At 64.6% G+C, this 23489-nt stretch carries 12 protein-coding genes; 4 read left to right on the forward strand and 8 right to left on the reverse strand.

Annotation, left to right across the window (positions count from 1 at the left end; genetic code table 11):
• Positions 1–129 precede the first annotated feature (129 nt).
• The 3 genes from PIN31009_RS03535 (at position 130) to purU (ending at position 4623) form a co-directional block, all read left to right on the forward strand.
• Complete coding sequence (locus PIN31009_RS03535; protein ID WP_150789303.1) at positions 130–2610, forward strand: GcvT family protein; 2481 nt, start codon at positions 130–132, stop codon at positions 2608–2610.
• Positions 2611–2790: 180 nt separating this feature from the next.
• Positions 2791–3642 carry an NUDIX hydrolase gene (locus PIN31009_RS03540; protein ID WP_150789304.1) on the forward strand — a complete coding sequence of 284 codons (852 nt, stop codon included), beginning with the start codon at positions 2791–2793 and terminating at the stop codon, positions 3640–3642.
• A 108-nt stretch (positions 3643–3750) separates the two neighbouring features.
• Entirely contained in the window at positions 3751–4623 is an 873-nt protein-coding gene (gene purU / locus PIN31009_RS03545; protein ID WP_150683011.1) for a formyltetrahydrofolate deformylase, read from the forward strand.
• Here purU and PIN31009_RS03550 read toward each other — a convergent pair.
• The 8 genes from PIN31009_RS03550 to PIN31009_RS03585 form a co-directional block, all read right to left on the reverse strand.
• Positions 4620–5459 (reverse strand): hypothetical protein, encoded by an 840-nt coding sequence (locus PIN31009_RS03550; RefSeq protein ID WP_174996925.1) that lies wholly within the window; start codon positions 5457–5459, stop codon positions 4620–4622. The genes purU and PIN31009_RS03550 overlap by 4 nt on opposite strands.
• Before the next feature lie 111 nt (positions 5460–5570).
• Positions 5571–6941 (reverse strand): MFS transporter, encoded by a 1371-nt coding sequence (locus PIN31009_RS03555; protein ID WP_150789306.1) that lies wholly within the window; start codon positions 6939–6941, stop codon positions 5571–5573.
• 231 nt (positions 6942–7172) lie between these two features.
• The gene (locus PIN31009_RS03560) at positions 7173–7652 is read right to left on the reverse strand and encodes a DUF488 domain-containing protein (RefSeq protein ID WP_150789307.1); all 480 of its coding nucleotides are present in this window, start codon (positions 7650–7652) and stop codon (positions 7173–7175) included.
• 131 nt (positions 7653–7783) lie between these two features.
• A complete protein-coding gene (locus tag PIN31009_RS03565) occupies positions 7784–16543 on the reverse strand; it encodes an autotransporter-associated beta strand repeat-containing protein (RefSeq protein ID WP_150789308.1) in 8760 nt (2919 codons plus the stop codon).
• 451 nt (positions 16544–16994) lie between these two features.
• Positions 16995–18128, reverse strand: a complete 1134-nt coding sequence (locus tag PIN31009_RS03570) for a 2-aminoethylphosphonate--pyruvate transaminase (protein WP_150789309.1) — start codon at positions 18126–18128, stop codon at positions 16995–16997.
• 123 nt (positions 18129–18251) lie between these two features.
• Positions 18252–20081, reverse strand: a complete 1830-nt coding sequence (locus tag PIN31009_RS03575; RefSeq protein WP_150789310.1) for a putative 2-aminoethylphosphonate ABC transporter permease subunit — start codon at positions 20079–20081, stop codon at positions 18252–18254.
• 7 nt (positions 20082–20088) lie between these two features.
• Positions 20089–21171, reverse strand: a complete 1083-nt coding sequence (locus PIN31009_RS03580) for a putative 2-aminoethylphosphonate ABC transporter ATP-binding protein (RefSeq protein WP_150683018.1) — start codon at positions 21169–21171, stop codon at positions 20089–20091.
• 178 nt (positions 21172–21349) lie between these two features.
• A complete protein-coding gene (locus PIN31009_RS03585; RefSeq protein ID WP_425495463.1) occupies positions 21350–22378 on the reverse strand; it encodes a putative 2-aminoethylphosphonate ABC transporter substrate-binding protein in 1029 nt (342 codons plus the stop codon).
• A 356-nt stretch (positions 22379–22734) separates the two neighbouring features.
• Here PIN31009_RS03585 and PIN31009_RS03590 point away from each other — a divergent pair, with 356 nt between their 5' ends.
• Positions 22735–23454, forward strand: a complete 720-nt coding sequence (locus tag PIN31009_RS03590) for a phosphonate utilization associated transcriptional regulator (protein ID WP_058377176.1) — start codon at positions 22735–22737, stop codon at positions 23452–23454.
• Positions 23455–23489 lie beyond the last annotated feature (35 nt).

Consider the following 23489-nt stretch of genomic DNA (forward strand, 5'->3'; position numbering starts at 1 on the left):
GGTGATGTGGCGTTGTGTGTCGTTATTTTGCAAATTATTGCAAAGTGAGCAAGCTTTGCGTAATCTCACGACATCCACCACGACACTGCCCGCGCCGTCGCTGGCGCGGGCCGCTTTCCGGAGCCCCTCATGGCCACAGTCTTGCCCACTCATGCCCGCGTCGTCATCGTCGGCGGCGGCATCGTCGGATGTTCCGTCGCCTATCACCTCGCGAAACTCGGCTGGACCGACGTCGTGCTGCTCGAACAGGGCCAGTTGTCGTGCGGCACGACTTGGCACGCTGCGGGGCTTGTCGGGCAGTTGCGCTCGCAAGAGAGCATGACGAAGCTCATCCGCTATTCGACCAAGCTGTACAGCGAGCTGGAAGCGGAGACGGGGCTGGGCACGGGCTGGAAGCAATGTGGGTCGTTGTCGGTGGCGCGCACGCCCGAGCGCATGACACAACTCAAGCGCACCGCCGCAGTGGCGCGCGCGTACGGCGTGCAATGCGACGTGATTTCGCCGCGCGATGCCGGTGAGTTGTGGCCCGTGATGCGCACCGACGATCTGGTGGGTGCCGTATGGCTGCCGGGCGACGGCAAGGCGAACCCGACCGATCTCACGCAGGCGCTCGCACGCGGTGCGCGCAGCCGGGGTGTGCGCATCGCCGAAAACACCCGCATCACCGAAATTCACACGGCGACGCCCAATGGCGTGCGTACGGCTACCGGTGTGTCGTGGCAAAACAAGGACGGCGAGAGCGGCCGCATCGACGCCGAGATCGTCGTCAACTGCGCGGGCCAGTGGGCCAAGGCCGTAGGCCGCATGTGCGGTGTCACGGTGCCGTTGCATTCGGCCGAGCACTACTACATCGTGACCGAGCGCATCGCGGGTGTGCATCCCGACCTGCCGGTAATGCGTGACCCCGACGGCTACATCTACTTCAAGGAAGAAGTGGGCGGGCTGGTGATGGGCGGCTTCGAGCCGAACGCCAAGCCGTGGGGCATGAACGGCATTCCCGAGAACTTCGAGTTTCAACTGTTGCCCGACGACTGGGACCAGTTCGAGATCTTGATGGAGAACGCACTGATCCGCGTGCCGGCGCTCGAGACCGCGCAGATTCGCCAGTTCTACAACGGCCCCGAGTCCTTCACGCCAGATAACAACTTCATTCTTGGCGAAGCCCCCGAGTTGCGCAATTTCTACGTGGGCGCGGGCTTCAACTCCATGGGCATCGCGTCGGCGGGCGGGGCGGGCATGGCCCTCGCCGAGTGGATTGTCGCGGGCGAGCCGACGATGGATCTGTGGCCGGTGGATATCCGCCGCTTCGCGGGTTTCAACGGCAACGACACGTGGCTGCACGACCGTGTGAAAGAGACGCTTGGCCTGCATTACGCGATGCCGTGGCCGAATCGCGAACTCGACACGGCACGCCCGTTCCGCCGTTCGCCGCTCTATGGCACGTTGCTCGCCAAGGGCGCGTGCTTCGGCAGCAAGATGGGCTGGGAGCGGCCCAACTTCTTCGCGCCTTCGCCCGAGGAAGCGCACATCGAGTACAGCTTCGGTCAGCAGAACTGGCACGCGTGGAGCGCGGCCGAGCATCGTGCGTGCCGTGAGGCGGTGGCGCTGTTCGACATGAGTTCGTTCTCGAAGCTGCTCATCAAGGGGCGAGATGCCGAGCGCGTGCTGCAATCGCTGTGCAGCAACGACGTGTCGGTGGCGCCAGGCCGTACGGTCTACACGGGCATGCTCAACGAGCGCGGCGGCTACGAGTCGGACTTCACGCTCACGCGTCTCGCGCCCGATCAGTACCTGATGGTCACTGGCTCGGCACAGACCACCCGCGATATGGATTACGTGGAGCGCCGCATTCCGGCCGACACGCACTGCACAGTCGTGGACGTGACGGGGCAATACTCGGTGCTGGCCGTCATGGGGCCGAACTCGCGCGCCTTGTTCCAGCAAGTGTCCAAGGCCGATTTTTCCAATGAGGCATTTCCGTTCGGCACGAGCCGCGAGATCGATCTCGGCTATGCCACCGTGCGTGCGACGCGCCTGACCTATGTCGGCGAACTGGGTTGGGAACTCTACGTGCCGGTCGAATTCGCCGTGGGGGTCTACGAGGCGCTGCACGCGGCGGGCAAGGCGTTCGGGTTGCGCGATGCGGGCTACTACGCCATCGACTCGCTGCGCATCGAGAAGGGCTATCGGGCGTGGGGGCGCGAACTGACCCCGGACACCAACCCGGTCGAAGCTGGCCTGACGTTCGCCTGCAAGCTGGCGGGTGACATCGCGTTCACCGGGCGCACGGCGGTCGAACAAGCCCGTGCACAAGGCGTGCGGCGCAAGCTGGTGAGCGTGGCGCTCGACGGCGCCGCCGATCGCATGCTGTGGGGCGGTGAGGCGGTTTTGCGTGACGGCCAGCCGGTGGGCTTCATTTCGTCGGCGGCGTACGGACATACCATCGACGCGCCGGTGGGGCTCGCGTTCCTCATCAACCCCGATGGCCCGGTAGATGCCGCCTTCGTCGAAGCTGGCCGATATCAGGTCGATCTGGCGGGCGAACTGCTCGACGCGCGTGTGCAACTGCGGGCCCTGTACGACCCGAAAGGCGAACGCGTGAAGGCCTGAAGCCGGTCCGATGCCGGTGTCGTGCGGGCCAACATCCCGACACGACACCGGAGGCGAATCTCGACGTGAATCTCGCCCCGAATCTCGACTGACACGGGCGGACTCGCTGCCGCTTCTGTAAAATGCCGCTTTTGCCTAGTTTTCGCACCTGTCCGGTGAGGGTGCGTCCGGTCTTCCCGTATGTCTTTTGCATGTATAGCAGCGGCGCGCCGCTTCGACGACACGGCACACCTGCCGCTCGTGATCGGTTCGCAGCGTTACGGCTGGATTCGTCGTCGCGACGTCGCGTCGCTGTGCCGGTGGCCCGAAGTATTTGAGATCAGCTCGCTCGCGGTGCGCATTCACCCGCGTCACGACACGTGTGAAGCCCGCACGGCGGCGCTCGCGCCGGTGATCGAGACGCTGGCGGCCGAGGGCATCATCACCGGCTGGCGCAACGAACGCTACGCCATCCGGCAACGGCTTTACGACGCGCCACTCGCATGGATCGAGCGCGCAGCCTCACGGTTCTTCGGCACACGGACGTTCGCCGTGCACGTGAACGCGTATGTCCCTGCGCGCTTCGTGGGCGAAGCACCGAAAATGTGGATCGCGCGGCGCAGCGTGCACAAGGCGACCGATCCCGGCTGCCTCGACAATGCGGCGGCGGGGGGCATCGGCAACGGTATCGGCGTGGGCGACACGCTCGTCAAGGAATGTTGGGAAGAAGCGGGCATTCCGGCGTATCTGGCCAACGAAGCCCGGCCGGGCCGCACGCTGCACCTTCTCGCGGAGATTCCGGAGGGGGTGCAGTCCGAGCAGGTGTTCGTCTACGACCTCGCGCTGCCGCGCGGCTTCGTGCCCGAGAATCAGGACGGCGAGGCCAGCGCCCATTGGCTGTGTTCCGCCGGCCATGTGCGCGATGTGATCGCGCGCGGCAAGATGACCGTCGATGCGAGTCTCGCCAGCCTAGATTTTCTGCTGCGTGAAGGGGCTGTGCGCGCGAAGGACTGCGCGGGCATCGATGCGTTGTTCAAACCGGCCGACGAATAATCCGGGGCCCGGTGGTGCAAGCATCATGCGATGCGCACCGCGCCGGGTGGCCCCCATCAGAATTTCAACACTGCAACGTCATTGCAAGCCTTTTGCTCAGGAGCAATCATGGCACCGATCGAAAATAGCTACATTCTGAAGTTGTCCTGCCCGGACCGTCCCGGCATCGTCCACGCGGTGGCCGGTTTTCTGGTCGAGCGCGGCGGCAACATTCTCGACTCGGCCCAGTTCAACGATCGCTTCACGGGCGGCTTTTTCATGCGCGTGCACTTCCAGCAACTGCCGGGTGAAACCGATCTGGCCGCGCTGCAACGCGACTTCGCACCGCTCGCCACGCAATACGAAATGCAGTGGGAACTGGTCGACGCTGCGATCAAGCCGCGCGTCATGCTCATGGTCTCGAAGATCGGCCACTGCCTGAACGATCTGCTGTTCCGCTACAAGACCGGTCAGCTCAACATCGAAATCCCGGTGATCGTCTCGAACCACAAGGATTTCTATCAACTGGCGGCCAGCTACAACATTCCGTTCCATCACCTGCCGCTCATGAATGCCACGCCGGAATCGAAGGCCGCGCAGGAAGCGAAGGTGCTGGAGCTGGTCAACGACAACAACATCGATCTGGTGGTGCTGGCGCGCTACATGCAGGTGCTCTCCGCCAACCTGTGCAAGCAACTGGCGGGCCGCGCGATCAACATTCACCACTCGTTCCTGCCGAGCTTCAAGGGCGCGAAGCCGTACTATCAGGCGTTCGACCGTGGCGTGAAGCTGATCGGGGCGACGGCGCACTACGTGACGTCTGACCTCGACGAAGGTCCGATCATCGAGCAGGAAGTCGAGCGCGTGGACCACACGATGGACCCGGAACAACTGACCGCCATCGGGCGCGATGTGGAGTGCGTGGCGCTCGCGCGTGCCGTGCGCTATCACGCCGAGCACCGCATTCTGCTCAACGGGCACAAGACGGTGATCTTCCGCTAATCGTAAGTTGTGATGACATCCTCGACTGGGTGCACTTGATAAGTGATCAGAAGCGGATAGTCATCGTCAGTGAGCATGACGACAAAGAACGGCGTGTTCAGCGTGATGTGATGGTCGGGCGGGCGCCACTCGGCGACCGGTAGATTCTTTTCGCCGGGCGCCGCGCGCACGCCTTCTTCGTTATGCACGAGGAAAAAATCGTGGCTGGGCCGGTCCGTCTGAATGATCTGGGCGAAACGCGGTACTGAGAAATCGACCGTCGCGGTGCGCAAGCCCAGTAATTCGCCCAGCGGTGTCGATGCGGCCAAGGCATCGAGCAGCCAGTCCAGCAGGCTGGCATCGGTCAGTGCCTCGCAGGTATGGGGGTCGCGTTGCACGTAGAGCATACGTAGGCCGCTCGCCGATTCCGCACCCGTCCCCAACCCCATCCCCGAAATCGCGCTGTGCGGATGCAATCGTTTGACGACGAATCGCGGGTCTCCAGCCAACAAGCCGCTGACCTCCATCCGCTCACCGTCGATCTTCATCATGTCGACTTCGATCCGCTCACCGGTGTTCAGCGTGAACGCGAGTCTGCGGGTGTCGAGTGGGTCGAAGGGGGCGTCCCACGAGGCAACACCCCGAAGGAAATTACCTAACTTATCGACGGAGAGATCCGGGGCCGGGCTAAATGCCCAATTTGTGCCGGGTGCGACCGACGAAACGTATTGGCGGATCGCGTCGCACGCTTGCGACTTGCCGCCGCCGGAGGCAGGGGCGGGCGCTGCCGCCTTGCCGCCACCCCCCGACGGGGCGGCTTTGGGCGCGGATGACGGCGGGGGAGAAGGGATGCGCATCGTCTCGATTCTCAAAAAGGAGAATCGCCATTCTGCGAAAACGCCGGGCATTGTGCTTTTGGAAGAAGTGCCCAGCCTATCAGTTTCAGTCCGTCAACTGCGTTGCACCAATTAACTGCGTTGCGCCAATTCGCTGCCGGCATCGCGGGCGAGGCGGGCGATCGAGATCGTCGAACTCACCGCAATCAGACCCACCGTCAGGAATGCCCACGGGAAGTCGGCCGAGACGACGTGATCGCGCCCATGCAGATACGACGAAGTTTGCAGCACGGCTGCCCCGATAGTGATGCCGAGCGTGAGCGAGACCTGTTGGGCCACGCTCGCCAGACTCGTCGCCTGACTCATGCGGTGTGCGGGCACGTCGGCGTAGGAGATGGCATTCAGGCTGGTGAATTGCAGCGAGCGGAAGCAGCCGCCGAACAGCAGCGTGCAGAGAATGACCAGATGCGCGGTCTGATCGGTGAACAGCCCATAACCGCCGATGGTGGCCGACGCGATGATCGCGTTGGTCATCAGCACGCGGCGAAAGCCCCAGCGTTGCAGAATGCGCAGCGACAGCGTCTTCATGAACATGGCACCGGCGGCCGAGATAAACGTGAGCGCACCTGACTCCATCGGTGTCATGCCAAAGCCGAGTTGCAGCATCAGCGGCAGCAGAAACGGCGTTGCGCCCACGCCGATGCGAAACAACGTGCCACCTGCTACCCCGGCACGGAACGTCGGAATGCGGAACAGATCGAGCCGCAGCAGCGGGTGAGCGAGACCGCGCGCGTGATGCAGATACGACCACAGCAGTATCGCGCCAAAGGCAACGAGCCCGAGTGCGAGCGGCGTCGGAATCAGATGGCGGCCAATGGTCGAGAGGCCAAGCATCAGAATCGACAGGCCCAGCCCTGACAAGATGAAGCCCTTCACATCGAGCGGCGGCACGTCTTCTTCAAACAGATCGGGGATGTATTTCGTCGCGAGCACGAAGCCGAGAATGCCGATCGGAATGTTGATGAAGAAGATCCAGCGCCAGTGCCAGTACGTGGTGATGAAACCCCCGAGCGGCGGGCCGAGTACCGGGCCGACGAGCGCGGGAATCGTCAGGTAATTGAGCGCGCGCACCATGTCGCGCTTTTCTACGGATTTGAGCAGCGCGAGCCGCCCGACCGGCACCATCATCGCACCGCCCATGCCTTGCACGAAACGCGCGATCACCAGTTCCGGCAGATTGGTCGAAATGCCACAGCAGATCGAGCCGAGCACGAACACCCCGATGGCAAAGCGGAACACGTTGCGCGTGCCGAAGCGGTCGGCAATCCAGCCACTGATCGGAATGAAGACAGCGAGACTGATGAGGTAGGTCGTGAGTGCGAGCTTGAGCGTGATCGGACTCTCGCCGAGATCTTTGGCGATCAGCGGCAACGAGGTGGACAACACGGTGGAATCCATGTTCTCCATGAACAGCGCGCAGGCAACAATCAGTGGAACTAGCATGAGGCAGCGGGCGGCCGAAGCGGCAGCCGGGTAAGCGTGTGGGGTACGACGGGTGAGCGCGCGGCGAGGGGCGAACGTGGCGCGCTGACAAACGTTATAGCAAACTTTGCCCGGGGCCGCGCCGCTTTCGCCGACGGCCAGAGATCATGCGGGTTTTCAGACGGTGCGGGGCGATTGAGGCCGTTTTGAAGGGCGGAATGCCGTCTTGAGGCGCAATACGTGCTCATGCGGTCATGACGCGAGAAAATCGCGCAGCACGTGAAGGTGCGTCTGCGCGTCGCCGTCTTCGAGTTTGTGCGCTGCGGTGAGCAGCGTCACGCGCCCTTGGGTCAACCGCGTGCGCAGTTCGGCAAGCATCGCGTTGTGATCGGCGTCGAGCGTGTTGAGCTCATCGAGAAAGCGCGTACGGAAATCGCTGAACTGCTCGGGATGCGCGTGAAACCACTTGCGCAGGTCTGCACTCGGCGTGACGTCCTTCGCCCAGAAGTCGATCTTGGCTTTCTCTTTGGAGAGCCCGCGCGGCCACAGACGGTCGGCCAGCACGCGTTGCCCGTCGTCGGGCGACGCCGCGTCGTAGACACGTTTGAAATGGAGGTCGGTGTGTGGATCGCCAGACTTGACGGTACGGCGGGGCGCGTGTGCCGCAGCGACTTTCGGTGCGGCTTTCGGGGCGACTTCCGGAGCGGCTTTCGTAACTTTCGGTGACGGCATGGGGGACAGCCTCCGCGAGGGACACGCGTACGAGCGCAATAGCCGCCAGCTTACCGGAGGATGTCGGACGAGGCGAGCAGCGCGACCGTCCTGCGTCGCACCGCTCGCCCGTTCCCCCGTCCCCCCGTCGGTCAGAAACGCCAGTTGAGATTGCCGAACACCGCGTTGTCGGTAACCTGACTGCCGAACTGCCCGGTGTAGCTCACGCCCAGCGTGACGGCTTGCCCGACGAAGGCGTCGATGCCTGCTTCCACAATGGCCGCATCCCGGGCAATCGGCACGCCGCCAACCGTGAAGCCCGCCGCGCTATCGACGAAGGCGAGTTGCGCGTCCGGCGTGTCCGCGCCAAACGCGTGCCGCCATCCTGCCGACAGTCTCACGCGTCCCAACGCTGCCGTGCCGGTGCTGGTGCCGAAGGGCAAGTCACCCCGCACCCCCAACGTCGAGAACGTGACGCCGCGCGTCTGTTCATCGGCATGAAGGTCGGCGGCGCTGCCCGATTCGTTGAAAGCATCGGTACGCACCCACGCATGCGCCATCGCCGCAAAGGGCTCGATGCCGACGCGGCCGATATCGAATCGCCACGCAGCTTCGCCGAAGACCTGCCACGTCGCGGCGTCATAGCTGGCACGCGCGGTCTGTGCAATGGGGCCGACGGCGATGGCCCGCTGCGAACTGATCTGCTGCAACGCGTACGAGCCGCCGAGCATGGCGCCAAGGTGCCCGAAACGCCGGCTGACATACGCGCCCATCTGCGCGTCGTTACTGTTCCCCGATGCCGTGGGGCCTGTGTTGAACGTGTCGTGCCCCAGCCCGCCGAGTACCCCCGCGCGCCATGTCTCGGCAATGGGCGTATCGACACCGACCAACACGCCCATGCCGCGACGATGCAACGTCGATGCCCCGGCACCACCGCTGGCCACCGAGGCGGCGCGCAGTTGCCCGTCGCTGCCGTAGAACGATGCCCACGCTTGGGTCGCCCGGCGTTGACCCCGGCAATCGACGTTGTTCCGAGGCGTCGTCAACTCGCTTGTGCCGACACGGCTGCCGGTGCCGCAATCGTCGGCGAACAGCAGGCTGTCGCGCAGGCGTTGCGATGCGGCGTCACGGGTCACCTGACTCTGACTGAGCAGCATCGTCGCAATGGACGCGTGCAGACTCCCGTCAAGGCTTGCAAACGCGGCGGGCGCGGTATCTGCCGTCAGTCCCAATGCCGCCTGATACAGCGGGCTGCCGGTGCCGAGTGCCGACACTGCCAACGCGACCGCCTTTTGATTCGGCGTGATGCCACCCGCGGAAAGCGGCGTGCCGTTCGGTGTGAACGAGAGCAATACCGTGTTCGGCGTGTAGCTCACTTGCGGCGAGAGGTAGAGCAGGTTGGTCGAGGTCGATGCGAACTGTCCGCTCACGCCATTGGCCGCCGAGACGATCACGGCACCCGATGCGTCGGCAGGCTGCGTGCCCGGGGCAGCGTTCACGACAAGATTACTGCCGCCGACGGACGCGCTACCCGTCGCATTCACCTGACTGGGCGGTGTGCCGGGGGCCACGTTCACCTGAAGCGTCGAGCCCGGCTGAAGCGTCAAATTGCCACCGACGCCGAGGGAGGTTCCCGGCGAACTCACGACGATCTGGCTGCCGCTCGCGCCAGTCAGCGCCCCGGTCTGCGCGCCCGTGCCGCTGCCGCCCGCCGAGGTGGGCGCGGGTGTCGTCAGCGTGCCACCGGCCTGCACGGTCACAGGCGAGTGACCGAGGTTGCCGATGCCGAGCGTGCCGCCGGCTACAGTCGTTGGGCCGGTGAGCGGGTTGTTGCCGCTGAGCGTGAGCGTTCCCCCGCCCGTTTTGGTGAGACCGCCGCTCCCTGACACGCTGCCGCCGAAGTTGCCCGACGACACGGTGACGGACCCGCCGTCGATCGTGAGCGCACCCTGCGCCGTGCCGGTCAGCGAGGGCAACGTAACGTCGACGCCTTGCGTGGTGACCGTGCCTTGTGTGAGCGTCAGCCCACCGGTGCCGAGGCCCGTTGGGGAAGTAACGGCGACGGTGCCGCCCTTCACCGTGGTGCCCCCGCTGTAGGTGTTGTTGCCGCCGAGCGTCACGGTGGCGTTGCCTTGTTTGGTGATGCCCCCATTGCCCTGAATCACGCCATCGAACGTGCTGTTGGCCGCGCCTCCGAGCGTGAGCGATTGCGCACCGAGCGATACCGTCGATCCGGCGGCACCGCCGAGACCGGCAATCGTGACCGTTGCCGGCGCGCTGGCTTGACTGACGTCGAGCGTCGTACCGCTCGCCAGCGTGACGTTGTTGCTGCCGGAGAGCGCACCGCCCGCGCCGAGCGCAAGGGTGCCGTTAGTAATGTCGATGTCGCCAGAGAACGTGTTTTGTCCTGCGAGCGTCTGCGTGCCCGCGCCGGCTTTCACGATGTCGCCCGTGCCGTTGATGGCACTCGTGAGTGTCTGGTGACTGCCGTCGCCAAACGTCAGCGTGCTGCCGCCCAGATTCACGTTGCCGCCACTGCCGGATAACGTGGCAATCGTTTGGTCGCCCGCAGCGCTGATATCGAACGCGGCTTGACTGCCCGCCACCACCACGTTCGCACCCGCTGCGAGCTTGCCGGTGGCACCCAGCGCAAGTGTGCCGTCGTCGATGGTGGTCGTGCCGGTGAACTGCTGCTGACCGGTCAGGGTCTGCGTGCCGCTGCCTTGCTTGACGATGCCACCTGTGCCCGAGATCGTGCCGCTCACGGTGTGGCTGGAGGCATCGCCGAAGGTCAGCGTGTTGTTGCCGAGGGTGACGTTCGTTCCGGCTTGCGCGGTGAGCGCGCCGACCGTGCGGCCGCCGTTCGCCCCTGAAATGTCGAGCGTGGTGCCTGCGTTCTGGAGCGTCACGGCGCCTGTGGCGGCCAACGTGCCCGCACCCGCGAGCGAAAGGGTGCCGTTCTGCACGACCGTGCCACCGGTGAAGGTGCTGGTGCCGGTCATGGTCTCGACACCTGTCCCCATCTTCACGAGGCTGCCGGTGCCCGCGACGCTGCCACTGAACGTTTCGTCGGCGCCGCTGCTGCCGACTTCGAGCACATTGCCGCCCATGTTGATCGCGCCGCCACCCGTGAGCGCACCGAACGTCTGCGTGCCGTTACCGGCCGACAGGTCGAAGGTAGCGCCCGTCTGCACATCGACAACACCGCCCGCATCGAGGCTGGCACCAGCGCCCAACGCGAGAGTGCCCGCACTGACGTTGGTTGCGCCGCCGTAGGTGTTCTGCCCATTGAGCGTGAGCGTGGCGCCGCCATTCTTGGTGATGCCGCCCGCGCCGTTAATGGCGCCGTTGAGTGTGAGATCGTGCGTGCCGAGCACGTTGAGATTGCCGTCGAGCGTGATCTGGTTGCCGAGCGTGGTGGCTTGCGTGGCATCGAGCGATGTTGCATCGGCAAAGGTGACGGTGCCGGTGCCCAACGCGGTATTGCTGCCGACGAGGATGCCGCCCGCTTGCACATCCGTACCGCCACTGAAGTCGCTGTTACCGGAAAGCGTTTGCACGCCGTTGCTGCCTTTCACGAGTTGTCCGCCAACGCCGTGAATGTCGGAGGCTAGTGTGTCGGCACCGGAGGTGCTGAAGCGCAATGTCGCGTCGCCAAGCTCAATGATGCTACCGGCCACGCCGGCAATTGTGCCGGCGTTATGCGTCGTGCCGGTGGCGACATCGAGGACGCTGGTTGTGCCGTTGAGACTGACGGCGGTGGAACCGAGCTGCGTTGCGCCACGTAACGCGAGCGTGCCCGCGTCGATTTGCACCACGCCCGACAGCACCATACCGCCCGAGAGCGTTTGCGTACCGCTGCCTTGTTTGACGATGCCTCCCGAGCCACTCAGCGTTCCACCGAACGTGCCGTTGTTGCCACTGTCGAGCGTTATCGCGGTTGCGCCGACGCGAAGGGCACTGCCCGATCCCCCGTTGAGTGCGCCGATCGTAGGTGCTGTGGCGGCGCTGACATCGAGCGATGTGCCGGCATTGAGCGTGACATCGGTCATGTTCAGCAGCGAGCCGCCTGCGCCGAGCACCACCGCCCCGTCGGCGACCGTGAGCATGCCGGCCAGCAGATTCTCACCCGTGAGCGTTTGCGTGCCTGTGCCTTGTTTGACGACGTTTCCGTACCCCTGAATTGCTGCGGCCAGCGTGTCGTCGTTCGCGTCGCCGAACGTCAACGTGTTGTGACTGAGTGCCACGACGCCGCTCGTACCGGACAGGCTACCGATGGTCTGGTCGCCCGCATCGCTCAGATCAAGCGACGCGTTCACACCATCGACCACAACATGTGCCCCTGCCGCAAGACTCCCCGTACGTCCGATGAAGAGCGCCCCGTCGGTAACGGTCGTGGTACCGGTGTACAACTGCACGCCGTCAAGTCTTGCGGATCCCGCGCCTTGTTTGACGATGCCCCCCGCGCCTGAGATTACGCCGTCGAAGTTCTGCCCGGTGGCGTCACCAAACGTCAGCGTATTCGCGCCCAAATCGATCTGCGAGTCGGCGATGCCAGATAGCGCGCCGATGCTGCGCGGTCCATTCGCACCGGAAATATCGAACGTCGCGCCGGTGCCGCTTAGCGAAAGCGCGCCGCTCGACGCCAACGCGCCAGCGCCGCTTAGCGCGAGCGTCCCCGCTTGCACAGTCGTGCCGCCGCTGTACGTGTTCTGTCCCGTGAGCGTTTGCGTGCCCACGCCGACTTTGACGAGTGACCCCGTCCCGGCGATGTTGCCGCCGAACGTGTCGTTTTCGGCATCGCCGAGTCTCGTCACGACGCCGCCGAGATTGACGGTGCCCGTGCCGTCGAGGGCACCGATCGTTTGCGTACCGTTGCCTGCGGAAAGATCGAGCGTCGCACCGCTCGCAACGTTGATCGAGCCTGCCGCATTCAACGATGCTCCCGCACCCAGCGCGAGTGTCCCGGCGTTGATGGTGGTGGGGCCGGTATAGGTGTTGGAGCCGCCTAGCGTGAGCGTCGCGTTGCCCGATTTGGTGAGCCCGCCGAGCCCCGCGAGCACGCCGTTCAGCGTCACATCGTTGCTCCCGAGGACGGTCAGCGTGCCGGTCAGATTGACGTTGTTGCCGAGCGTCACCGCTTGCGTACTGTCGAGCGTTGCATTGCTGGCGATGGTCAGCGCACCTGTGCCGAGCGCGAGATTGTTGCCGGCGATCAACCCGCCCGCATTGACCGTCGTGCCACCGGTGAAGTCACTTGCCCCGGTCAGCGTCTGCACCCCCGGCCCGGCCTTCACAATCGCGCCGGTGCCGTGAAAGACACCGTCGAATGTCTCGTCGAGCGCATTGCCGAACGTGAGTGTCTGTGTGCCCAAGGCGATGGCGCTACTCCCCACACCTGTGAGCGCGTCGACGGTGGTCGGCCCCGCTGCACCGATATCGAACACGGTATTCGCGCCCGACAGTGTGAGTGCGTTAGCGGCTTGTAGCGAGCCGCCGGTACCGATCGCCAGCGTGCCGCCCGCGATATCGACACCGCCGGTAAACGTCTGCGCAGCCGTGAGCGTTTGCGTGCCCGTGCCTTGCTTGACGATGCCGCCGGTACCGTTAAATGCCGCGCCCAGCGTCTGGTCGGTCGCATCGCCGAACGTCAGCGTGTTGGCACCGAGCGCAACCGAACCCCCACTGCCGGAGAGTGCGCCGACGGTGCGATTGCCTGCCGCGCTGATGTCGAACGTTGCGGTGTCGCTGCCCAGCGCGACGGCCCCCTGTGAGGCGAGCGCGCCGCCAGCGCCCAAGGCCAGCGTACCGTCGTTGATCGTCGTCCCGCCCGTCCACGTGCCTGCGCCGTCGATGACGAGTTGTGCACTGCCGGTCTTTTGCAGCGCCCCGACACCCGAGACGTTGCCGGTCAGTGTCAGGTCCTGACTGCCGAGTACCGCCGACGTGCCATTCAGGGTGATGTTGTTCGCGAGTGTCGTCGCTTGTGTGGTGTCGAGCGTCGTCTGATCGGCCATCGTCAACGCGCCGCTGCCAAGCGCAGTCGCGTTGCCCAGTGCCAGCCCACCGGCGCTCACCGTCACGCCACCGGCGAAATCACTCGCTCCCGTCAACGTCTGCACGCCTGCGCCCTGCTTGATGAGCGCGCCCGTGCCGTGAATGCTGCCGGTGAACGTCTGCCCGGTGTTGTCACCGAAGGTCAGCGTGTTCGCGCCGAGTCGCACCTGCGCCGCGCCCCCGCTCAGCGAGCCGATGGTTTGCGCACCGGCACCGCCGATGTCGAGTGACGTGGTGTTGTCGCCAAGGCTGACCGCACTCTGCGACGACAGGCCGCCACCGGCACCGATCACGAGTGCGCCGCCGCCGACGACGACCCCGCCGGTAAACGTCTGCTGTCCGGTGAGCGTCTGCGTCCCGGTGCCGAATTTGACGATGCCGCCGCCATTCCCGTGGATCGCACCGCCGAAGGTCTGATCCGTGGCGTCGCCAAACGACAGCGTGTTATCGCCCAGATTGACAGCGCTGCCGGTGGCCCCGGACAACGCGCCGATGGTCTGATTCTCACCATTGGCGATATCGAACGCGGCGCCGCCGGCGATGTTCACCGCATTGCCCGATAACGTGCCAGTCCCGCCGACGGTCAACGTGCCCGCGTCGATGGTGATGGCCCCGCTGAACGTATTCGGACCGGAAAGCGTCTGCGTCCCCGTGCCTTGTTTGACGATGCCGCCGCTGCCGGTGATGCTGCCGTCGAAGCTTTCGTTGCTCCCGTCGCCGAACGTCAGTGTCGCCGCGCCAAGCGAGACGGTGGAATCGGCCACGCCCGAGAGCGCACCGATGGTCTGCGCGCCCGCCTGACTGATGTCGAACGCCGTTCCCGAGCCGAGCAGCGACACCGCGCCGGTGCTGGCCAGTGAGCCACCTGCCCCGAGGGCGATACCGCCGGCGTTGATGGTCGTGCCGCCGGTGTAGGTGTTGGCGCCCGAGAGCGTTTGCGTGTCGCCGTTCGCCTTGATGATGCCGCCTGTACCGTTGATCGCCCCCGCGTAGGTGCCGTTGAAACTGTTGCCGAGCGTGAGGTTGTTCGCGCCTAGCAGGATCCGCGTGTTGGCGACGCCGGATAGCCCGGCAATCGTGCGATCGCCGTCCGCCCCCGAAATGTCGAATGTCGTGCCCGGTCCGGATAGCGCGAGCGGCGTCCCCGCTACCTGAAGTGTGCCCGCCCCGGACAAGATCAACGAGCCGGCAAAGATGCTCATGGATCCGCTGAAGGTGTTGATCCCTGTGAGTGTGACCGGCTGCGGCCCAAACTTGGCGACGTTGCCGCTTCCCGTGATCTGCCCGGTGAGGGTGAGCGGTGCGCTACCGCCAAACGTGAGCAGTGTGCTGCCACCGCCGACTGAAATTTGATTGGCGAGCGTTAGCGGGGCACTGGCATCGAGGACCGCGCTTGAGCCGGACGCGTGCACGACCCCGCTACCGAATGCGGCACCGCTGCCGGCAATTAACCTGCCGCTGCTCAGCGACGTCCCCCCGGTATACGTGTTGGCGCCCAATAGCGTGAGACTGCCGGTCCCCGTGAGCGACACGCCGCCCGCGCCACTCAGCACACCGCTCACAACGAGTGGGTTGCTGCCGGAGACAGTGAGACCGTTCGCGCCGAGCGTGACGGGCAGCGTCAGGGTGAGGCCCGCGTTCGCCGCTTGCATGCCGCCGCCGTTGACCACCAGCGAACCGGTGCCGAAGCTGCCCGGGTCGTTGAAAATGGCGAGCCCGCCGTTCAGCGTAGTGGCCGTGACGGCAAGCGGCCCGTTCAAGGTCCACGTGCCGCCGTTGACGGTGGCCTGCGAGAAATTCACGTAACTCGCGCCGTTGAGCGTGCCGTTGCCGATCGTCGTGTTGTTGTTTGCCGAGTTGCTCAGCATCAGCGTGTTGTTGCCGCCTGCACCGCCGTCGACCGTACCGGTGGCGGCAAAGCCGAGATTGAACCCAGTCACGGGAAGTGCCGCGAGCCCGATGCTTCCGCCGTCGTTCAACGTCGATCCGGTGACCGCGGTAAACGTATTCGCACCACCGGCACCGAGCGAGACGCTGCCGCTGATCGTGCCGTCGTTGGTGAACGTATTACCCCCGCCGGGCACACCGTTGGCCTGAAAGGCGATGCGGCCGAGCACCGTCCCCGTGTTGGTGAAATTGACGGCACCGCCTCCATACGCAGCGACGACCGGTGCACTGCCGGTGCCCGTGAGCGATACGCCGAGAATCGGCGACGCACCGAGCGTGCCGCTGTTGTTGATGACCGTGTTGCCACCGGCAGCGTTCTGCACCGTGAGCGCTAGTCCGGTCAGTCCGGGCAGATTGACCCCGAGTAAGCCGACGGTGCCGCGCATGATCGCGTTGTTCGTCACGGTCTGGGTGCTGCCGCCGACATTACCGTTACCGATGACCGTCCCGCTGGCGAGCAGGCTGAGGCTGCCGAGTACCGAGGGATCGATCGTGCCGCCGTTGATGAGCGTGACGTTGTTGCCCGTGAGTGTCATCGCCGTGCCGCCGATGCCGAGCAGCACGCCGACACCGGCCCCGCTGTTCACGTTCACTTGGAGATTGTTGGTGGCATTCGAAAACGACGGTGCCAGCGGGTTGGCGGCGCCGCTGCACGTGACGACGCTGCCGGCGACCGTGCAGGTGGCCCACGCAGGGGCGGCGACGGCCGCACTCACCAACGCGACGCAGGCAAGACACAGCCGGGTGAGCGCCGACGCCGGCGCACCGGGGGCTGCCGCGCTACGTCGGCCGGCCGCTCGGGTACGCGATGCCGGTGCCGCCCCGGTGCGTTGGCAGGCCGTCTCCGGTGCGGGGACGACATCGACGCGGCAATGCCGCCAGACCAAACGATAGAGGTGCTTGTTCATCGCGTTCCGATTCCAAAAGGCGTGCGGTGTGGGGACGGGCGGTATGCGCGCGGAAAGCCGGAAAGCGCGACACCCATGGCAGGCGACATTCGGGGGGAGCCACGACGGCGATGCGCGCCTGAGAGAAGGCGCAAACACCGGCCGGTCGAAGCCTTAATGCGCGGTTTGTGTGCGGGGCATTCTAGGAAGCGGCAGGGGATAGCGCGCGGCTGTGATGACGTGACAAGTCGCGGCACGGCAGGGCGGCGGTGCCGGGAAACGCTGACGAATCAATACGGTGCGGCGAAGGAGACGACGCCGTTCGGGCGTCGGAGGCGGGGGCTAGATTCGGAGGATTCCCGCTGTGCGAGGCACATGCGTAGGCCTGCAGATTGGACTGACGAACGCCGCACGCGGGGTGGCGGCGCTCGTCGGTGTCACGCGTGAAGCGTAGGTGATGTGAGCCGGGTCGCTACGCGGCCTTCGTCAGCGGTGCGACTTGCCGGATATCGAGCGACGTCAGCGTCTGGGCAATCGCGGTCACGACGTTACGCATCTCGTTGTCGTCGATGGCGCCGATGCAGCCCACACGGAACGTCTCCAGTTGGGTGAGCTTGCCCGGATACAGGATGTAACCGCGCTCGCGCACCGCCGCATAAAACGCCTTGAAGTCGTACTTGCTGTCGGTCGGCGCGTGGAACGTGACGATCACGGGCGCCTGCACGTCGGCCGACAAAAACGGCCGGAAGCCGAGCGACGCCATGCCGTCGACGAGCGCGCGGCAGTTGCGGCGATACCGCTCGCCGCGCACCGGCTGCCCGCCTTCGGCGAGGAACTGATCGACGGCGGCGCGCAGGGCCGCGACAACGTGAGTCGGCGGCGTGAAGCGCCATTGCGTGGTTTTCTGCATATACGCGTACTGGTCGTGCAGATCCATCGCCAGCGAGTGGCTGTTACCGGCGGACGCCTCGAGCACGGTCTTCTTCACGATCACGAAGCCCATGCCCGGCACGCCTTCGAGGCACTTGCCGCTGGCGGCGATCAGCGCGTCGAACGGCATCGTACGCACGTCGATTTCCACGGCCCCGAACGAACTCATCGCGTCGACGATGAGCCCCTTGCCATGCTTCTGGCACACGCGGGCGATATCGGCGAGCGGATTGAGCACACCGGCGCCGGTCTCAAGATGCACCTGCGCCACGTGCGTGATCGACGGATCGCGCGTGAGCGCTTCGTCGATGGCTGCGGCGCTCGCGGCCTGATCTTCGGCAATGGGCAGCGCGACGGCATCGCGGCCGAGATAGCGGCAGATCTTCAGAATGCGCTGGCAATAGGCGCCGTTATCGGGCACCAGAATGCGCGCATTGCGCGGCGTGAGCGTGCCGATGGCCGCTTCGACCGAGAACGTGCCCGAGCCTTGCAACGGCACGCACGCATAGTCGTTGCCCCCGTGCACGATATCGACGAGATCGCGGCACAGCGAGGCGGTGATCTGGTTGAACTGGGTGTCCCACGAGCCCCAGTCGCGCAGCATGGCCTGTCGGGTCGCCGGCGACGTGGTGAGCGGGCCGGGGGTAAGCAGAATCGGTTCCTGACCGAGAATCATGACCGCCTCCTATTGAGCGGGGGAATCAAACGAGAATCAAACAAGAGAGAAGCAACTCGGGAAGCACCGGCGCACGCCAGCCTGCGGACACAGAACATGGGGGCGCCACCTTTCAATCACCTTTCAATGACCTTTGCGAGAAAGCGCCGTCGGACGCCGCCAAGCCTGCGTGTAGCGTTCCACCACGAGTTGAATGCCGTGATAGAGCAGGCACGCGAGCATTGACGTGAGCACCACCAGCGTGGCCATGGCCGCGGCGGGCCCGATCGAGCCGGTTTCGTCCATGTTGACGATGGCGACCGACGCGAGCGAGGTGTCGGCCGAATACAGGAAGACCACGGCAGACACGGTGGTCATCGCGTTGACGAACAGATAGCGGCTGATGTCGATGATCGACGGCAGGCAGATCGGCGCGGACACTCGCCAGAACGTGCGATAGAAGGGCACCTTCAACGAGGCCGACACGTATTCGAATTCCGGATCGATCTGCTTGAGCGCCGTCACTGCCGTGAGATGGCTCGACGAGTAGTAATGCACGACGTTGACGATCACGAGAATCGCCAGCGAACCGTACAAGCTATGCAACGGGTTGCCTTCCGGCACGAAGAAGAAGATGTAGCCCAGACCGAGCACGAGACCGGGCACGCCCATCGGCAGCACGGCCATCATGCGGATGAACCCGCGCACCCACGTAAGGCCCTTGGTTTTCTCCAGCAGATAGGCAATGACGAAGATCACCGCCGTGCCCCAGATCGCGCACCAGAACGCCATCTGCACGCTGTTGATGTAGGCATCGACGGCGCCGCTTTCGACCAGTCCGAAGCGATAGTGGCCGAGCGAGAGGCTGAAGTTGTACGGCCAGAATTTCACGAACGAGGCGTAGACCGCCATGCCGAGAATGGCGAGCATGATGGCCGCCATGCCCCAGCAAAGCACTGCCATCGTCCAGTCGAAACCACGTGAGGGCTTGGGCACGTAGGGCACCGCGCGCGCCGAGAGCAGCGCCTGCTGCTTGCGCTGCACGACCGAGTCGACCAGATACGTGATGCCCACGGGCACGAGCAGCACCAGCCCGACGACGGCGCCCTTTGAGAAGTCCTGCTGTCCGATCACGAGTTTGTAGATGTCGGTGGCGAGCACGTTGAAGTCACCGCCGATCACCTTGGGAATGCCGAAGTCCGAGATCGCGTAAGTGAAGACGATCATCGCGGCGCTGATCACGCCGTATTTCGCCCCGGGCAGCGTGATCGTGAAGAACCGTCGCAGCACCGGCGTGCCGAGCGCATCGGCCGCTTCGTAGAGCCGCGCGTCGGTGAGCGAGAGCGCCGTGATCATGATCATCAGCGCATGCGGGAACGTGGCGTTCACGAGCGACATCACGATGCCCAGCGGCCCGTAGATATCGATATCTCCCATGAACGGCCGCAACACGCCCTGATTGCCGAACCAGAAGATGAACGAGATGGCCGGCAGCAGCGTGGGCCCGAGAATCGGGATGAGCGCGATATTGCGCAGCAGCGTCTTGCCGCGAATGCAGCTACGCGTGAGCGCGTAGGCAAAGATGAACGCCAGCGGCACCGTGATGCCGGTGGTCACGACCGAGATCCACACACTGTTCCAGATCGAGCCGAACAGCGCGGGCGAGTGGAAGTACTCGCGGAAGTGCCGCAAGCCGACGAAGTGGCCGTCGTTGTCCTGCACGCTCTTGATGAGAATGGCGGCCATCGGCGCGAGCAGAAAGAGCACGCCTGCGGCGGCGGCCACCAGCAACAGTGCCTGCGCCAGCCGGTCCGTCCAGTGCGATGCGAGACGCGCCGGGCGTAACGTCGAGGGCGGTGCGCTGCCCGCAGGCCCAGCATGTGCTGTATGGGCGGCATGAGAAGTCTGGGCGGAGAGCGGCGCGGCCGCTTGCCCCGGCGAAGTCGCAGTCAGTGTCGACGGTAAGGAGCTCATCGTGGCATCACCCCTGACGGAAGACGCGCACGGCGGCGCGCGGCACGGCAAAGCGCAGGGCGCTGCCGGCGGCCGGTTGCAGGGCCTGCATGTCGGCAGGCGAGAGGTCGGCATAGAGCGCGTGCTCGCATGCCTGCATGCGTAGGGTCACGCGTGAGAAGGCACCGAGAAATTCAATCTTCTCCACGGCACCGTCGAAGACGTTCGCTTCGTCGTCGAGGTCGTCGAGATCGCGCACCCGCACGTCCTCGGGGCGGAAGAACACGCGAATGTCTTCACCGGTACGGCAGCCGTTGAGCGTGCCGCAGGTCAGTTCGTAACGGCCGACTTGCACGCGTCCGGCGTCACCGAGGCGTGCGGGCAGGATGTTGGTTTTGCCGACGAAATCGGCGACGAACGGCGTGGCCGGATGCTGATAGATCTCGCCGGGCGTGCCGACCTGCTCGATCACGCCATGATTCATCACCACGATGCGGTCAGCCATCGACAAGGCCTCTTCCTGATCATGCGTGACGAGAATCGTGGTGATGCCCAGCCGCTGTTGCAACGCACGGATTTCGCTGCGCAAGCGCACCCGCACACGGGCGTCGAGTGCCGAGAGCGGCTCGTCCAGCAGCAACAGGCCCGGCGACGTGGCCAACGCACGGGCGATGGCGATGCGTTGTTGTTGCCCGCCGGAGAGTTGTCCGGGGAATTTTTTACCCGCGTCGGGCAAGCCGACCATCTCGAGCAACTCGGCGACGCGCTTGTCGCGCTCGGCGCGCGGCACACGGCGGTTGGTCAGGCCGTAGGCGACGTTTTGCGCCACGCTCAGATTCGGAAACAGCGCGTACGACTGGAACACGATGCCGTAGTCGCGCTGCATGGGCGGCAAGGTGGAAATGTCGCGGCCGTTCTGCGAGACCTTGCCGTGGGTCTGCGCTTCGAGCCCGGCGATGATGCGCAGCAAGGTTGTCTTGCCACACCCTGACGGGCCGAGAAAACAGAGCATCTCGCCGCGCCGCACGGTGAGATTGATGTCACCCAGCACTACGGTGTTGTCGAACCGTTTGTGGATGCCGGCGAGGCTCAGATACGTGTCGTCGCTCATTCGGGGGACCTCCTGCGATGTCCGTTACGTCCATTACTGCTTGTGTTGCAAGGCGGCGGGCGGAGCGCTTGGCGGGTGGTGGTGCCGGGCGCCACACACGGCCCCGGCACTACCCATCCACCGCGACTTCAACGCGACCCCACCGCACCTCAGCACTGCGCGGTCGATGCCACGCTCGTCACTTCTTCTCCGACTTCGCGCCGTAACGCTTTTGCCACTCAGCGAGGACCGATTCGCGACTCTTGGCGATCTCCGTGAAATCGTTCTTCACGAGCATGTCGGGGTAGTTGGCGGGAATCGTGTCGAACTTCTTCGCCACGCCCGGATACGCCACGATGGCCCAGTCCTTCGCGTACATCTCGTTGGCTTCCTTGCTGGCCAGCCAGTCCATGTAGCGCTTTGCAGCGTCCATCTTCTTGGTGGTCTTCACGATGCCCGCGGCTTCGATGTCGTAACCCAGCCCTTCCTTCGGAAACACCAGATCGATCGGGGCGCCGGCGGCCTTGGTGCGATGCGCGTTGAATTCGAACGAGATGCCGATCGGATACTCGCCTGCACCCGCGTCACGACAGGGCTTCGAGCCCGAGTGCGTGTACTTGACGATGTTCTTGTCGAGCGCGTCCATGTACTTCCAGCCGCCCTCTTTGCCGAACATCTGGAGCCACGCCGTCACATCGAGAAAACCGGTGCCCGAGGTGGCCGGGTTCGGCATCACGATCATGCCCTTGTAGATGGGCTTGGCCAGGTCTTCCCACGACGTGGGCTTCGGCAGGTTGCGCTTAGCCGCTTCCACCGTGTTGAAGCACACCGTCGCGCCCCACACGTCGAGCCCGATCCACGACGGCGGCGTGGCCTTGTCGCTATAGGCCCGCGTGAGCTGGTCGAAGCCCTTGGGCGAATACGGCGTGAGCAGGCCTTCCTGCTTGATCAGTTCCAGACTCGATGCGGCGAGCCCCGCAATCACGTCCGCCTGCGGGTTGGCTTTCTCGGCGAGCACCTTGGCGGTGACCACACCGGTGGAATCGCGCACGTACTTGATGTCGATATCGGGGTTCGCTTTCTGGAAGGCTTCGGCGTACGGCCGCATGACTTCGACCTCCCACGCCGTGTAGACAGTCAACGTGGTCTTGGCGAGGGCGTGGCCGGCCTGTGCGGCACAGACGAGGCCGGCGGCTAGGGCGGCAGCAGCACGCAGGGCGCGGCGCATCGGTTGGTTCATGAATGGCTCCTGTGGGTCGGGCAAAAGCGCCTTCTATGAGGCGATGTGTTGCATATTATTGGCAAATTATGTCTTTTTCTTGAAACTCTTTGCATTTGTCATCTGCTCGTCAAATACCTCCAATAGTATGGAAATCATTGATTCAGATAGAGTTTTGTCGCTGCCTTCACCAACTCACCCCGACCGTATTGCCAAATTTGCCTGCGATGTCGGATGTGTTTTGTTGACAATCTACAAAGTGCTGTGCTTGAATGTCAAGCAACAAAAATAATCACGCAATGCCACAAATTGCCTCGCGTGATTGCTGAATGTTCGCATCAGAGTTCAGAGATAAGGAAGACGGTATGACCCCTAAGCCCACGTCGGCCACGGCCATCGAGCTGCTGCAAAGCCAGTCGCTCACCACCCTCGTGCAGCACGAGATCGAGCGCCAGATCATGGCCGGCACGCTCACGCCCGGGACCAAGCTCAACGAGATTGAGGTGGCGGGGCGTCTTGGCGTGTCGCGTGGCCCGGTGCGCGAGGCGTTTCGCGCGCTTGAAGAAGCCGGGCTGCTGCGCACCGAAAAGAATCGCGGCGTGTTCGTGCGGGTGATCTCGCTCGAAGAGGCCGAAGAGATTTACACGCTGCGTGGCGTGCTCGACGAGTACGTGGGCCGCACGCTGGCCGAGGTCATCACGTCGGAGCAACTCACGCGGCTGCGCGAGTCGGTCGAGGCGATGCATCAGGCGGTGGAAGCGGGCGACAGCGAGGCGTACTACCAGTTGAACCTTGCGTTCCACGACACGCTCGTCGAGATGGTCGGCAACCGTAAGTTGCTCGAGACCTACCGCCGGCTGGTGAAGGAGTTGAGTCTGTTCCGCCATGAAGCGCTGACGGCCGATACCTCGGCTCCGCCGAAGTCGGAACGAGAGCACCGCGACATCGTGAGCGCCATCGCCTCACGCGATCCGGCGCGTGCCGCGCAGGTCATTCGCGAACACTTGTCGCGCGGCCAGGCGCGCATTCGCGAAGCGCTGGCGCGTGCGCCCGGCGCGGCGCCGACGCAGGCGAAGGCCGGCTAATTGAACATTGATGCGATCGAACAAATTGCCCTTGA

It is taken from the genome of Pandoraea iniqua (assembly GCF_902459685.1).
GTDB lineage: Bacteria > Pseudomonadota > Gammaproteobacteria > Burkholderiales > Burkholderiaceae > Pandoraea > Pandoraea iniqua.